Genomic DNA, 13,649 nt, shown 5'->3' on the forward strand with positions numbered 1-13,649 from the left:
GGAGTGCATTATTGCACTATCTGCGCGATAGTGCAGAACGCGATCAGGCTGCCGGGCCGAGCCCGCCGCTCAGGCGGTCGTGGAAGGCAGCGGTGCCCGGGTTCATGCCGACGAAGTCGACGGTCGTTCCGCGTGCGGCGTACTTGGTGACGATCGCGTCGAGCGCGGCGACGGTCGAGGCATCCCACACGTGCGAACCCGTCATGTCGATGACCACCCGCGCCGGGTCGGCCGCGTAGTCGAACTGCGTCGTCAGATCGTTGCTCGACGCGAAGAACAGCTCGCCCTGCACCCGGTAGCGCGCGGTGTCGCCGTCGACGGTGCGCGTCACCGACGTGAAGTGCGCGACGCGGCGGGCGAAGAGCACCATCGCGGCGAGGACGCCGGCGATCACGCCGACCGCCAGGTTGTGCGTCCACACCGTGACCACGACGGTCAGCACCATCACGAGCGTCTCGCTGCGCGGCATCCGCCGGAGCGTCGACGGACGGATGCTGTGCCAGTCGAACGTCGAGAACGACACGAGGACCATCACCGCGACGAGCGCCGCCATCGGGATGAGTGCGACGACGTCGCCGAGCACGACGACGAGGACAAGCACCCAGACGCCGGCGAGGAACGTGGAGATGCGGGTGCGGGCGCGAGCGGTCTTCACGTTGATCATCGTCTGGCCGATCATCGCGCAGCCGCCGGTGCCGCCGAAGAAGCCGGAGACGATGTTCGCGACGCCCAGGCCCCAGGCCTCCCGGGTCTTGCGCGAGTGCGTGTCGGTGATGTCGTCGACGAGCTTGGCGGTCATGAGCGACTCGAGCAGGCCGACGAGGGCCACGGCGAACGCGGTCGGGGCGATGATCTGCAGCGTCTCCCACGTGAGAGGCACCGACGGGATGAGCAGCTCCGGCAGGCTCCGCGGCAGCTCGCCCTGGTCGCCGACGTTCGGGGCGTCGATGCCGAACAGCACGACCGCCGCCGTGAGCAGCACGATCGCCACGAGCGGCGAGGGGATCGCCCGGGTGATCTTCGGCCAGACGACGAGGATGCCGAGACCTGCGGCCACGAGCACGTACACCGCCCACGGCACGTCGATGAGCTGCGGCAGCTGCGAGACGAAGATGAGGATGGCGAGGGCGTTGACGAACCCGACCATGACGCTGCGCGGGATGAACCGCATGAGCTTCGCGACGCCGAGGACGGCCAGGAGAACCTGGATGAGTCCCGCGAGCACGACGGTGACGATGAGGTACTCGCTGCCGTGCTCGTGCACGAGCGGGGCGATCACGAGTGCGACCGCGCCGGCTGCGGCGGTGATCATCGCGGGACGGCCGCCGGTGAAGGCGATGACCACCGCGAGCACGAACGACGAGAAGAGGCCGACGCGCGGATCGACCCCCGCGACCACCGAGAAGGCGATCGCCTCGGGGATGAGGGCAAGTGCGACGACGAGCCCGGCGAGCACTTCGCGGGTGAGCAGGCGGGGGCTTCGCAGCGCCTGCAGAACGGTCGGCTCGCTGCGGTAGCGCGAAGCGCGATCGGGGGATGGGGCGACGGCTGTCATGGCGCTCCTCGATGTCGGCGGGTGGAGCGCGCCGGTGCGCCGCGCGATCGTGCGGATGCCGCTCCTGCGGCCTCGCCGATTCTACCGGCGAGGAGGCCGCGCCGGTCCGTCGGAGACGCGGCCGCCGGTGCGCCTCAGCGGAGCGCCTCGGCCTTCCCCCGCAGCACCTGCTGCTGGGCGGCGTTCGCGGTGAGGGCGGCGGCCGTGAGGAGTTCGGAGCGCGCCTCGTCGCGGCGCCCGAGCCGTGCCAGCAGCTCGCCCCGCACACTCGGCACGAGGTGCGATCCGCGGAGCGCCCCCGACGCCTCGAGCGCGTCGACGAGCGGGAGCGCGGCGGCCGGGCCGCTCGCCATCGACACGGCGACCGCATGGTTGAGCTCGACGACCGGGCTCGGGGCCACCCGGCCGAGCACCTCGTACAGCAGCACGATCTGGTCCCAGTCGGTGTCGGCGACGCTCGGCGCGATCGCGTGGCAGCCTGCGATGGCGGCCTGCAGGGCGTACGCGCCTCGGCCGGTCCGGCGTGCGGAGGCCGCGGCATCCGCTCTGCCGAGAAGGGCGACCGCACGCGCGATCTGCCCGTGGTCCCACCGAGACCGGTCCTGATCCGCCAGCAGCACCGGTTCGCCGGAGCGCGTCTCGCGTGCGGCGAAGCGGGAGCGCTGGAACTCCATCAGCGCGACGAGCGCGAGCGGCTCGGGTTCGCGGGGGAGGAGTCCCGACACGATGCGGCCGAGTCGCAGCGCCTCGTCGGCGAGGTCGGGGCGCACCCACCGGCCCCCGCCGGTCGCGGCGTACCCCTCCGTGAAGACGAGGTAGACGACGCCGAGCACGGCTCCCAGGCGCGACGGCCACTCCGACGGGTCGGGAGTCTCGAAGGGCACGTGGGCGGCGGTGAGGGACTTCTTGGCCCGCGTGATCCGCGCCTGCACCGTCGGGACGGTGGTCAGCAGCATCCGTGCGATCTCGTCGGTCGACAGGCCGGCGACGACCCGCAGCGTGAGGGCCACCTGCGACTCGCGCGACAGCGCCGGGTGGCAGGCGGTGAACACCAGGCGCAGCACGTCGTCGTCGATCGGCTCCCAGTCCTCGTCGGTCGCCTCGTCGAGGGTGTGGGCGATGGCCGCGTACCGATCGTCGAGGCGCTCGCGCCGGCGCCAGGCGTCGATCACGCGGCGCTTCGCGACCGCCGTGAGCCACGCACCCGGATTGGCGGGGATGCCGGCATCCGGCCACGACTGCAGCGCTTCGAGCACCGCCTCCTGGGCGACGTCCTCGGCGAGGCCGAGGTCGCCGGTCATCTTGGCGACGGATGCGGTGATCCGTCGTCCCTCGATGCGCCAGACGGCCTCGACCGTGCGCCGGGTGTCGCGGTCCGATGCGACGACTGCGTCCTGCTCTGCGTCCATCGCGTCGTCGACCGTGCGCCGGGTGTCGTCGATGCTCATTTTCGAAGGGTGCTCATGGTTGGAGACGTGCCCATGATCGGGCGGTGCTCAGGATGCGGCCTCGGCGGCGCGCCACTCCTTCTCCTTCTGGATGTACTCGTTGTCGGCGAAGTCGGCGAAGTCGCTCTCGTCGGTGACGCGGCGCACCTCGAGCTTGGCGCCGGGCCCGAGCGGGCAGCGCTTGGCCCACTCGAGGGCCTCCTCCGCGGTCGCGGTCTGCACGATCCAGAAGCCGTTGAACAGCTCGTGAACCTCGCCGTAGGGGCCGTCGCTGACGATCGGGGCTTCGCCCTCGAAGTCGACGACGTAGCCCGGTTCGGGTGCGAGACCGTCGCCCGCGACCAGCACGCCGGCGGTGATCATGGCCTCGTTGTACCGGCCCATCGCGTCGATGACGGCCTCGAAGTCCATCTCCTCGTAGCGGGACGCGCCCTCTGCCGTGGCCCGCATGATCAGCATGTGCTTCATCTCTTGCTCCCTGTTCGGCGGGGACTGTTTCGTCCCCTCTCACTATCGCGTCGAACGGCGCCCGACGGAATCGACATCGACGTGAAGATTCTTCTTCGGAACCTGGATGCCGGGTGTGAATAGGCGGCGGGGTCTTCCGCGCGACCGTCGTCAGCGATATATCGGTAAGTATCGCCCGGCGAAGGTCGAGCACCAGAGTGAGGAGTCGGAGCATGAACGGTCAGAACGACGACGGCCGCTTCGGGGCAGGTCACATCCCCGGAGCGAACTGGGGTGGACAGGGTCTGTGGGACGCGCTCGATCAGCTGCGGGAAGGATTCGAGCAGCGATTCGGCGGGGCGCCTGGTCCGGGCTTCGGCTCGCGAATGGGACGCGGTGACGTGCGCGCGGCGGTGCTCGCGCTCCTCGCCGAGCAGCCGATGCACGGCTACCAGATCATCCACGAGATCGAGCAGCGCAGCGGCGGCCTGTGGAAGCCGAGCCCCGGCTCGGTCTACCCGACGCTGCAGATGCTCTCTGATGAAGGCCTCATCTCCGCCGAGGAGTCGGGGGGCAAGAAGGTGTACTCGCTCACCGAGTCGGGACGCACCGAGGCCGAGGGGGCCGACCAGTCCGCGCCGTGGGAGTCGGCGGGCATGAAGGATGCCGCGCGCGCGACCGCGCTGCCCAAGGCCGGCGCCAAGCTGGCGCAGGCGGCCGCCACGGTCGGCCGCACCGGCACGAGCACCCAGGTGGCCGAGGCCGTCGCCGTGCTCGACGACGCGCGGCGCAAGCTGTACGCGATCCTCGCGCAGGAGTGACGGCCCCGGAGCGCCCCGGCGTCGGCATCATGGAGGCATGATGACCGGTGCCCGGGGCTCGCGCGCCCGCTACCGCCGCATCCTGCGGTTCGCCGGGCGGTACATGGTGCAGGCGTGGTGGTTCGAACTCGTGCTGCCGCGGGTGGGCCTGGCGTCCTTCGCCGCACGCGGTCGGACGGCGCGGTTCCAGCGGATCGCCCGCCGGTTCCACGGCCTCGCGATCGACCTCGGCGGGCTCATGATCAAGGTCGGGCAGTTCCTCTCGTCGCGCCTCGACGTGCTTCCCCCCGAGATCACCCGCGAGCTCGAAGGGCTTCAGGACGAGGTGCCCCCGGTGGAGTTCGCCGCGATCCGCGCGCTCGCCGAAGCGGAGCTCGGGATGCCGCTCGATCGGGCGTACGCCGCGTTCGATCCGGTGCCGGTCGCCGCGGCATCCCTCGGTCAGGCGCACCGGGCCCGGCTGGCCGACGCCGAGGCCGCCGACGCGGGCTTCGCCGACGTCGTCGTCAAGGTGCAGCGCCCGGGGATCGACGAGGTCGTCGCGGTCGACCTCGCGGCACTCCGCAAGGTCGCCGGGTGGCTCAACCGCGTCGGCGTGGTGCGCCAGCACGTCGACCTCCCCGAGCTCGTCGAGGAGTTCGCCGTCACGAGCGCGGAGGAGATCGACTACCTCCACGAGGCGGGCAGCGCCGAGCGCTTCCGCGAGACCTTCGCCGACGACGAGCGGGTCGCGGCGCCCGAGGTGGCGTGGGAGCGCACCACGGGGCGCGTGCTCACCTTGGAAGACGTCACGGCGATCAAGATCAACGACGTCGAGGGCCTGCGGGCCGCCGGCATCGATCCGTCGGAGGTGGCCGACCGCTTCGCATCCGTCATGTTCGACCAGCTGTTCGATCGGGGCTGGTTCCACGCCGATCCGCACCCGGGGAACATCTTCGTCACCCCGCACGACGACGGATCGTGGCACCTGACCTTCATCGACTTCGGGATGATGGGCGAGGTCCCTGATCGCCTCCGCACCGGGCTGCAGCGGGTCATCATCGCGGTCGCCTCGCGCGACGGCGCCCGGCTCATCGAGAGCATCCGCGACATCGGCGTGCTGCTGCCGAGCGCCGACACCGCCGAGCTCGAGCGCGCGATGACGGCCCTGTTCGCCCGGTTCGGCGGCATGGGGTTCGCCGAGTTGCAGAAGGTCGACGAGCGCGAGTTCCGCGACTTCGCGGCGCAGTTCGGCGACACGATGCGGGCGATGCCGTTCCAGCTGCCCGAGAACTTCCTGCTCATCGTGCGGGCGATCTCGCTCACCTCGGGCATGTGCAGTTCGCTCGATCCGCAGTTCAACGTCTGGGATGCCGTGGAGCCGTACGCGCAGCGCCTGCTGCGCGCCGAGAGCGGCAACGCCGTGCAGGCGTTCGCCCGTGAGGCGGTGGCCGTCGCCGGCATCACCGCTCGGCTGCCCCGACGTCTCGACGACCTCGTGACGCGCATCGAGGACGGACGCGTGGCCGTCGAGACACCGAAGCTGGATGCGCGCATGCGCGCGCTCGAGCGGATGGGTCGCCGAGCGGTCGCCGGGGTCGTGTTCGCCGGGATGCTCGTCGCCGGCGCCGTGCTGCACGTCGACGGCATCGTGTTCGGCGCGGTGCTGATGTGGCTGTCGACGGTGCCGGCGGCGTACGCGCTGCTGGCCGGGGTGGGGCGGCGCTGAGCCGGGCGCCGGGTCGCGGCATCCGTCCGTTCGCAGCGGGCGGTCAGTCGCCCCGCACATCGCGCACGAAGGCCTCCACGCTTGCACGCAGGGCGTCGATGCGGCGGTCGCGCGCCGCCTCGCGGTCGAACCCGGTGTAGGCGAGCGGCGGGAGCTTGCGCACGTTCTGCGAGCACTCGAAGTCCTCGCAGATGAGGGTGCCGACGGTGTCGCCGCGGCGGCCGGCGTCGCCCGCGCGCTTCGTGACGTACATCACGACGTCGTTCGGCAGGTGGATGTCGCTGCACCACGAGCACTGCGGACGCGTGCGGGGTCGTGCATCGGTGCGGCGCAGCAGCAGCGCGGCCGGTTCGCCGTCGATCGAGGCGACGAGGTACGCAACCTGCGGCAGCTTCGGGTCGCGCCAGCCGAGGTAGTCGAGGCGGTCCCAGTCCAGCGAGTCGAAGTCCGCCGGGAGGCTGAGGTTCTTGCGCTCGCTGCGCGAGGCGTTGATGAAGGAGGCGCGGATCTGGGTGTCGGTGAGAGGCTGCATGTCTGTCGGGTCTTCGGATCGGGGGGATGGCGAGTCTACGCCCCGTGGGGTGAGCGGGCGCTCTGGGGCGGATGCTGGGGGCGGGTGCCGTCCTCGGCCGGCGGACGCTAGCGTCGACCTCGAGCAGCCCGACTGATCGGAGGCATCCCCGTGACCCGTGTGATCGCGACCATGTCCATCTCCCTCGACGCCGTCGGCTCGGGGCACAACCAGACCGAGGAGCGCCCATTCGGCGACGTGGCGCCGGAAGACCTCCACCGCTGGATGTTCGACACCCCCGACGAGAGCCGGGCCGAGATCGACGCGATCGTGTCGGCGGGTGCGTACATCATGGGCCGGAACATGTTCGGTCCGGTCCGCGGGGAGTGGACGGGTGACTGGCGCGGCTGGTGGGGGCCGAACCCGCCGTACCACCGGCCGGTTTTCGTGCTGACGCACCACCCGCGGGAGTCGCTCGAGGTGGAGGGCGGCACGACGTTCCACTTCGTGACCGACGGCATCCACGCGGCACTCGAGAGGGCGAAGGATGCCGCGGGCGACGGCACCGTGCACATCGCCGGCGGCCCGACCACCGCCAACGCCTACCTGGCCGCGGGGCTCGTCGACGAACTCATGCTGCAGATCTCGCCGACCGTGATCGGGGGCGGACTGCGGCTCTTCGACGGTGTCGGGCCGTTGGAACTCGAGCAGATCTCGGTCCGTCCGGTATCGCTTGCCACCCACGTGCGGTACCGGGTGGTGCGGCCGGAGTGAGGGACTCTCGCGCGGTGCGGGCCTGGGGGGTGCGGGTCTCGCTTGCGTGGGGTAGACGAGGTCTGCGCGGTTTGAGTGAGCCGGGTCGAGCGACCGGGCCGGCCACGGTGTCGCGCCTGTGTGTCGGATGTCGGGCGTAGCCTGAGCGGATGCCGACAGCTGCCGATCCGACGTCCGCACGGGCACAGCTCTCGGCTCTGGTCGCGGCGGGTGCGGGGAGCGGCGCCGTCGGTCGCGACTGGCCCCTGCCGCGTGATGCCCGCCCTGCGGCGGTGCTGATGCTGTTCGGCGTGCTCGACGACCTGCCGAGCGATCGGGTCGGCGCCGCGCCCGTGTCGCGCGACCTCGACGTGCTCCTGCTCGCCCGCGCGTCGACGCTGCGCTCGCACGCGGGCCAGGTCGCGTTCCCAGGTGGGCGCATCGATCCCGGCGACGAGGATGCCGTCGCCGCGGCACTGCGCGAAGCCCGCGAGGAGACCGGCCTCGACCCCGCCGGTGTCGACGTGCTCGGAACCCTCGCCGCCGTGCCGTTGGACTACTCGCGGCACCTGGTCACCCCGGTCGTCGGCTGGTGGCGGCATCCGTCGCCTGTCGATGTCGTCGACGAGGCCGAGTCGTCGGCGGTGTTCCGTGCGCCGGTGGCGGACCTGCTCGATCCTTCGCGGCGCGGCGTGACGGTGCTCCGGCGGGGCGGCGACGAGTGGCGAGGGCCGGGGTTCCTGGTGCCGCATGCGACCGGCGCCCACCTGGTGTGGGGGTTCACCGCGATGCTGCTCGACGGCGTGTTCGACCGACTCGGCTGGACCGAGCCGTGGGACCGGGCGCGCGAGCTGCCGCTCGTCGGTCTCGGCGCGGTCGATCCCGAGGTGTGACGCGGGCCTGTGCGGGCCGGGCTCGGCGACGGGAGTGTCGAGGCGCGCGCACGCGGTTACGGTGTTCGGATGACGATGACGGTGCGGCCGGTCGAGCCGCGGGATGCCGAGGCCTGGGCCGAGCTGTACGCGGGGTATCGCCGGTTCTATCGGCTCGCCGAGGATGCGGGTGCTGTCGAGACGACGTGGCGCTGGGTGCGCGACGGCGAGCACGGCATGGTCGGACTCATCGCCGTCGATGGAGACGTACCGGTGGCTCTCGCCAACCTGCGCTGGTTCGCGCGCCCGTCGTCGGCGACTATGGCGCTGTATCTGGACGACCTGTTCACGGCGCCGGCGGCTCGAGGGAAGGGTGCCGGGGCTCTGCTGCTCGAGGCGGCTGCGGGTCTGGCAGCCGACGGCGGAGCGAGCGTCGTGCGATGGATCACGGCGGCCGACAATGCGACGGCGCGCTCGCTCTACGACAGCCACGCAGTGGCGACGCAGTGGGTCACCTACGACATGAAACCGAAGCCGCGGGGCTGAGGGCCGCTGAGTCGACGGCGGGGTCGACCAGGGGCGGGACCGGCCGCACCCGGATGAGAGTGAGTGTGGAAGGGTTCTGAGCATGGCTGATGATGCTGTGCCGCGCATCCCGTTCCGTCCCGTGCCGCGTGATTTCGCAGGCCATGCGATGCCGGCGACGGTGCCGCCCGGGCTGCGCCTCGAGCTGAGTCGCTCCCGTGTCGTGGACGGCAAGGAGGTCGAGCTCGAGGAGTGGATGTCGATGCTCACCCAGCGCTACGACGAATGCGTCGAGACGCTGCCGGCCGAGCGTGCGGTGTTCGAAGCGACGTTCAAGCACCGCGAAGCGGATGGTTCGCTCTGGATCTATCACCTGGCGTTGATGGGCGAAGACGGCGGCGGCTTGGACGAGTCGAATCCGGTCGACGCCGCGCATGCCGCCTACAGCCGTCGCGTCAAGGAACCCGGTTGGGAAGAGCTCGAGCCGATGTTCATGCTCACTCCGGCGCATCTGCGCGACGCCATGGAGCGGTGGGGTGGCTCTGGGCGGGTGGAGTAGTCGCGGGCTCGCGGGCCTGGCCGTCGGAGGCGGACGTGAGGTATGCACGACCGGCAGGGATGTCGGAGGTATGTTCTAAAGTCTGGGTATGGCAGACGTCGGCGAACCCACACCGGAACAGCAGGGTTCCGACCCGGGTGGTGACGACTGGGAGCGGTTCGCCGAGGACTGCCGACCCGACGCGCTCGATCTCGTCCGCGAGGTCGATGTGATGATGGCCGTCTACGCGGCGCAGCGCGCGGTGCGGGTGAATGCGATGCGACGCGAGGCTCTGGTCGACGCCGCGCACGACGGTCGCCGTCAGACCGACGTGGTCGAGCGGGCCGTGCGGCTCGAGATCGCGATGGCGCTGCGTGTCACCGAGTACGCAGCCGGGGCGCTGATCACCCGCGCCGAGGCTCTGGTGAATCGGTATCGGCCTGCGCTCGATGCCCTCTCCGAGGGGCGCATCACGGAGCGGCACTCCGACCTGCTGGTCGATGCCCTCGACGATGTCGAGCCGCAGTATCGATCGACGATCCTGCCCCGGGCGCTTGCGATCGCCGAGGCGGAGCCCGTCGGCCGGTTTCGTCGACTGCTCTCGAAGCTGATCGAGGCCGTGCGATACGAGTCGCTCGCGCAACGGCACGAAGCTGCCCTGGTGCAGCGACGGCTGGTGGTCGAGCCGGCGCCCGATGGCATGGCCTGGCTGGTGCTTCTCGCACCCGCCGTAGAGGTGCAGGCCGCCCACGGTCGGGTGACGCGCATGGCGAAGGTTCTCGCAGCTGCGGAGGGGGAGTCGCGGACGCTCGATCAGCTGCGTGCCGACATCGTCGGCGACCTGCTCGTGGACGGCGTGACCGGCGACCACCCGCGCGAGGCGTCGGGCGTTCGTGCGACGGTCTCCGTCACCGTTCCGGTGCTCTCGCTGCTCGAGGGCTGCGTGCGGATCGGCGGTGCGGCTGACGGCGACGGCGCGGCTGCGGCTGAAGCGGGCGCTGGTTCTGGTGCCGGTGCCGGTGCTGGATCGGGTGCTGGTGCCGGTGCTGGTGCTGGATCGGGTGCTGATGCCGGTGCTCGATCTGGTGCGGGCGCGGGCGATCCGAGCGGAGGCGGGGTGACGCCCGTTCCCACGTGGCACGAGCTGCCGATCGTCGAGGGCGTTGGCCCGATCCCGCTCGATCGGGCGCGGGAGCTGTGCGGAGGTGCGGAAGGCTGGATGCGGGTGCTCACGCATCCCGAGACGGGGGCTGTGCTGTCGGTCGGGCGAGAGCTCTATCGTCCGCCGCCCTCGTTGCGACGGCTGGTGCGGTGGCGAGCGGACCGATGCTTGGCTCCCGGGTGCTCGATCCCAGCGTCCCGGTGCGAGATCGACCACACGGTGGCCTGGGAGCACGGCGGCACGACATCGATCGACAATCTCGCTCCGCTGTGCCGCGGGCACCACATGGTCAAACATCACGGCGGCTGGTCGGTGCGCCAGGTCGGCGGTGCCGGCGAGCTCGAATGGACCTCACCTGCGGGGCGGGTGTACCGGGTGCAGCCCGAGCGCGCGATGCCCGTGTTCCGTCCGTCGGTCGAGCCGGCCCCGTTCTGACGTGCAGATGCGCTGCGCTCTCTGCCGCTGGGTCGCTGAGCGCCGCGCCGCCGTGGCGCCGTGCCGAGTCCGTGATGCGGCACCACCCTCAGTGCTGTGGCGCCGCCGCGCTCAATGCTGCTGCAGCACCGCCCAGGCGAGCAGGCTGTCGAGGCGCCGAACGTCTGCACCCTTCCCGAGCTTGATCTTGATGTGGCCGGCTTTCGTCCACAGCTCGATCTCGGAGTTCCAGTCGAGCTTGCCGGCGTTCTCCGACGACCACATCTCGATCGAGCGGTACGGCAGCGAATACACCTCGACCTTCTTCCCGGTGATGCCCTGGGCGTCGCGCACGATCAGCCGCTTGGTCGTGAAGGTGGCGGAGTCGCGGAACGTCTTGAACGACGCGACGGGCTGCTCGCCCTCCACGAGCAGCGGCGTCACATCGGTGGGAACGGGGATCTCCTGCTGGAGCGTCCAGGTCATGAGCAGTGCGGCTTCCATTCCGCGATCATGTCACTTCACTCGAGAACGACCAGTGTCGACGTCGCGCGCGTCATCGCGACGTATCGATCGACGGCGCCTTCGATCCCGTCGCCGAACCGTTCGGGCTCGACCAGCACGACGAGGTCGAACTCGAGCCCCTTCGCCGTCTCCGGAGTGAGCACACGCACACGTGACGAGTCGGCGACGTCGCTCCAGAAGCCGGCATCTGTCTTCGCCTCATCGAGAAGCGCAGCGGCGTCCTCGAGCACCCCGCCATCGACCGCCCCGCCATCGAGCACCCCACCATCGACCGTCCCGCAATTGAGCACCCCACCATCGACCGTCCCGCAATTGAGCACCCCGCCATCGGCAGCCAGGATCACGCACGCCACACCCTCGGCATGCGCGGCGAGCCACTCCTCGAGCACGTCCCGAAGCTCGCCGACCGTCCCGCGGCGCACCGCGATGCCGCTCGATCGGATCGAGGTGGGCACGTTCGCGTCGGGGATCGCCGCGCGGATGACCGGCTCCGCCTCGGCCATCACCTCCGCCGGCGTGCGGTAGTTCACCCGCAGTTCGGCCCGGCGAACCCGCGTGAATCCGACGCGGTCGAGGCGCTCCTCCCACGACTCGGTGAAGCCGTGGCGAGCCTGGGCGCGATCACCCACGATGGTGAAGCTCCGCGAGGGGCAGCGGGCGAGCAGCATCCGCCATTGCGCATCGGTGAGCTCCTGCGCCTCATCGACGATCACATGGGCGAACGGCCCGGCGAGCAGATCGGCATCGCGCGGTGTCAGCACAGCTTCGTCGACCAGGCTGTTGCGCAGGTCATCGCCGTCCATCCACTGCATCAGCTCGTCGCCGGCCTCCTTCAGCCGGTCGACGACCTGCGCCATGTACTCGCGTTCGGCGTCGAGCCGGGCCCGGCGCACGCGACGGTCGCGGGATGCCGCGGGGTCGCCCAGTCGCCGCCGCGCGGCATCGAGCAGCGGCAGGTCGGCGAGCGTCCACGCCGACCCCGCCGGGCGCTGCAGCGCCGCGACCTCGTCGGGGCTCAGCCACGGCGCGCACCGCCGCAGGTACGCCGGCACCGTCCAGAGGTCGGCCACGAGAACGGATGCCTCCACCAGCGGCCACGCACGCGTGAACGCGCGGCCGAGCTCCTCGTTCTGCACCAGGGCCCGGCGCAGCAGATGCGGGGCGACTGCGTCGGGGTCGACCTGATCGGCGAGGATGTCGAGCAGGCTCTCCCACACCTGATCGCGCGCATCGTTGTGGGGGAGCCCGGGCTCGGCCGACGCGAAGGACTCCGCCCAGTCCGTCGCGGTCACGAGCAGGTCCATCCACGGCGTCGCCACGACGAGATCGCGGGTCGGCGGCTCCTCGTACAGGCGCACCGCCGGCTCGATCGCGTCGACCAGCCGCGCATCCGCCTTCAGCCGCGCGATGCGCGGGTCGCCCTCCGGCGCGGCATCCGCTCCCTCGCGCACCAGGTCGCGCAGCGTGCAGGTCTGCACGCTGTCCTCGCCGAGCGCGGGCAGCACGTCGGCCACGAAGGCGAGGTACGGCTCGTGCGGCCCGACGACGAGCACGCCGCCGTGCCCTTCACCGAGCCGCGCATCGGCGTGGAGGAGATACGCGGCGCGATGCAGCGCGACCACTGTCTTGCCCGTTCCGGGACCCCCGTCGACGACCAGGGCGCCCGCCGAGTCCGCTCGGATGATCGCATCCTGATCCGCCTGGATCGTGCTCAGCACGTCGCGCATCCGGGGCGAACGGCTCGTGCCGAGGCTCGCGATGAACGCGGACTCGTCGTCGAGCGCCGTGCCCGAGGCGGCTGCCTCCGCGGTGAACGCCTCATCCCAGTAATCGCGGACGCGTCCGCCGCCCCACCGGTAGCGCCGGCGTGAGGCGAGGCCGCGCGGGTCGGCGAACGTCGCGGCGAAGTACGGCTCGGCGGCGGGGGCGCGCCAGTCCACGAGCAGGCGCCGGCCATCGGCATCCGACAGTCCGAACCGGCCGATGTAGGTCGGGGGCGACCCGTCGGCGGGAACCACGCGGCCGAGGCACGCATCGAGTCCGAACCGGCGCAGCGCCCGGATCCGCGCCGTGAGACGGTGCACCTCGAGGTCACGATCGAGGGCGAGCTGCCCACCGCGCGCCGGGGCGAGGCGCGTGACCTCCAGGCGTGCAGTCAGGTCGGCGAGCTGGGTGCGCAGCGCGACGTCGATCGCGGCGAAGTGCTCGACGTCGGCGGCGATCAGGGCGCGGTCGGCCTTCGCCGACAGGTTCGGGGGCAGGTCGAAGACGGGGGTCTCGGTCACGTGGTCCTTCTGTTCCGTCGGCCGGATCTTCCGGCCGACCTGCGATTCTGCCCCAGCAGGGGGCCCTTGCGGCAAGCCCCCCTCC

General features: G+C 71.2%; 13 protein-coding genes. 7 read left to right on the plus strand and 6 right to left on the minus strand.

Annotated elements, in window-relative coordinates:
- Positions 1-43: 43 nt before the first annotated feature.
- From JOD63_RS02580 to JOD63_RS02590, 3 genes are all read right to left on the minus strand, one after another.
- Positions 44-1,555 carry a SulP family inorganic anion transporter gene (locus JOD63_RS02580; RefSeq protein ID WP_045277322.1) on the minus strand — a complete coding sequence of 504 codons (1,512 nt, stop codon included), beginning with the start codon at positions 1,553-1,555 and terminating at the stop codon, positions 44-46.
- Positions 1,556-1,689: 134 nt separating this feature from the next.
- The gene (locus tag JOD63_RS02585; protein ID WP_045277437.1) at positions 1,690-2,964 is read right to left on the minus strand and encodes an RNA polymerase sigma factor; all 1,275 of its coding nucleotides are present in this window, start codon (positions 2,962-2,964) and stop codon (positions 1,690-1,692) included.
- A gap of 87 nt (positions 2,965-3,051) precedes the next feature.
- Positions 3,052-3,471: a YciI family protein gene (locus JOD63_RS02590; protein WP_045277323.1), complete on the minus strand. Its 420-nt coding sequence runs from the start codon at positions 3,469-3,471 to the stop codon at positions 3,052-3,054.
- Between the two features lie 212 nt (positions 3,472-3,683).
- Here JOD63_RS02590 and JOD63_RS02595 point away from each other — a divergent pair, with 212 nt between their 5' ends.
- Together JOD63_RS02595 and JOD63_RS02600 are read left to right on the plus strand one after the other, a co-directional pair.
- Positions 3,684-4,271 carry a PadR family transcriptional regulator gene (locus JOD63_RS02595; protein ID WP_045277324.1) on the plus strand — a complete coding sequence of 196 codons (588 nt, stop codon included), beginning with the start codon at positions 3,684-3,686 and terminating at the stop codon, positions 4,269-4,271.
- A 40-nt stretch (positions 4,272-4,311) separates the two neighbouring features.
- Positions 4,312-5,979, plus strand: a complete 1,668-nt coding sequence (locus JOD63_RS02600; protein ID WP_045277438.1) for an ABC1 kinase family protein — start codon at positions 4,312-4,314, stop codon at positions 5,977-5,979.
- A gap of 43 nt (positions 5,980-6,022) precedes the next feature.
- Here the strand turns inward: JOD63_RS02600 and JOD63_RS02605 are convergent, their stop codons facing one another.
- Positions 6,023-6,511 carry an FBP domain-containing protein gene (locus JOD63_RS02605; protein WP_045277325.1) on the minus strand — a complete coding sequence of 163 codons (489 nt, stop codon included), beginning with the start codon at positions 6,509-6,511 and terminating at the stop codon, positions 6,023-6,025.
- Positions 6,512-6,682: 171 nt separating this feature from the next.
- Here JOD63_RS02605 and JOD63_RS02610 point away from each other — a divergent pair, with 171 nt between their 5' ends.
- The 5 genes from JOD63_RS02610 to JOD63_RS02630 all read left to right on the plus strand — a co-directional run bounded on the left by JOD63_RS02610 (position 6,683) and on the right by JOD63_RS02630 (position 10,775).
- A complete protein-coding gene (locus JOD63_RS02610; RefSeq protein ID WP_169748436.1) occupies positions 6,683-7,264 on the plus strand; it encodes a dihydrofolate reductase family protein in 582 nt (193 codons plus the stop codon).
- A gap of 149 nt (positions 7,265-7,413) precedes the next feature.
- Positions 7,414-8,136 carry an NUDIX hydrolase gene (locus tag JOD63_RS02615; RefSeq protein ID WP_045277327.1) on the plus strand — a complete coding sequence of 241 codons (723 nt, stop codon included), beginning with the start codon at positions 7,414-7,416 and terminating at the stop codon, positions 8,134-8,136.
- 69 nt (positions 8,137-8,205) lie between these two features.
- The gene (locus JOD63_RS02620; RefSeq protein WP_045277328.1) at positions 8,206-8,661 is read left to right on the plus strand and encodes a GNAT family N-acetyltransferase; all 456 of its coding nucleotides are present in this window, start codon (positions 8,206-8,208) and stop codon (positions 8,659-8,661) included.
- 82 nt (positions 8,662-8,743) lie between these two features.
- On the plus strand, positions 8,744-9,199 hold the full coding sequence (locus JOD63_RS02625; protein ID WP_084613791.1) for a DUF6176 family protein: 456 nt from the start codon (positions 8,744-8,746) through the stop codon (positions 9,197-9,199).
- An 88-nt stretch (positions 9,200-9,287) separates the two neighbouring features.
- Positions 9,288-10,775, plus strand: a complete 1,488-nt coding sequence (locus JOD63_RS02630) for an HNH endonuclease signature motif containing protein (protein ID WP_045277329.1) — start codon at positions 9,288-9,290, stop codon at positions 10,773-10,775.
- A 111-nt stretch (positions 10,776-10,886) separates the two neighbouring features.
- Here JOD63_RS02630 and JOD63_RS02635 read toward each other — a convergent pair whose 3' ends face one another.
- Positions 10,887-11,258, minus strand: a complete 372-nt coding sequence (locus tag JOD63_RS02635) for a PH domain-containing protein (protein WP_045277330.1) — start codon at positions 11,256-11,258, stop codon at positions 10,887-10,889.
- A gap of 17 nt (positions 11,259-11,275) precedes the next feature.
- Positions 11,276-13,564, minus strand: a complete 2,289-nt coding sequence (gene helR / locus JOD63_RS02640) for an RNA polymerase recycling motor ATPase HelR (protein WP_045277331.1) — start codon at positions 13,562-13,564, stop codon at positions 11,276-11,278.
- Positions 13,565-13,649 lie beyond the last annotated feature (85 nt).

Source organism: Microbacterium terrae, from assembly GCF_017831975.1.
GTDB lineage: Bacteria > Actinomycetota > Actinomycetes > Actinomycetales > Microbacteriaceae > Microbacterium > Microbacterium terrae.

Coding starts and splice junctions, on each gene's coding strand:
- JOD63_RS02580 (WP_045277322.1), bottom strand. CDS start 1,555: ATGACAGCCGTCGCCCCATCCCCCGATCGCGCTTCGCGCTACCGCAGC.
- JOD63_RS02585 (WP_045277437.1), bottom strand. CDS start 2,964: ATGGACGCAGAGCAGGACGCAGTCGTCGCATCGGACCGCGACACCCGG.
- JOD63_RS02590 (WP_045277323.1), bottom strand. CDS start 3,471: ATGAAGCACATGCTGATCATGCGGGCCACGGCAGAGGGCGCGTCCCGC.
- JOD63_RS02595 (WP_045277324.1), top strand. CDS start 3,684: ATGAACGGTCAGAACGACGACGGCCGCTTCGGGGCAGGTCACATCCCC.
- JOD63_RS02600 (WP_045277438.1), top strand. CDS start 4,312: ATGACCGGTGCCCGGGGCTCGCGCGCCCGCTACCGCCGCATCCTGCGG.
- JOD63_RS02605 (WP_045277325.1), bottom strand. CDS start 6,511: ATGCAGCCTCTCACCGACACCCAGATCCGCGCCTCCTTCATCAACGCC.
- JOD63_RS02610 (WP_169748436.1), top strand. CDS start 6,683: ATGTCCATCTCCCTCGACGCCGTCGGCTCGGGGCACAACCAGACCGAG.
- JOD63_RS02615 (WP_045277327.1), top strand. CDS start 7,414: ATGCCGACAGCTGCCGATCCGACGTCCGCACGGGCACAGCTCTCGGCT.
- JOD63_RS02620 (WP_045277328.1), top strand. CDS start 8,206: ATGACGATGACGGTGCGGCCGGTCGAGCCGCGGGATGCCGAGGCCTGG.
- JOD63_RS02625 (WP_084613791.1), top strand. CDS start 8,744: ATGGCTGATGATGCTGTGCCGCGCATCCCGTTCCGTCCCGTGCCGCGT.
- JOD63_RS02630 (WP_045277329.1), top strand. CDS start 9,288: ATGGCAGACGTCGGCGAACCCACACCGGAACAGCAGGGTTCCGACCCG.
- JOD63_RS02635 (WP_045277330.1), bottom strand. CDS start 11,258: ATGGAAGCCGCACTGCTCATGACCTGGACGCTCCAGCAGGAGATCCCC.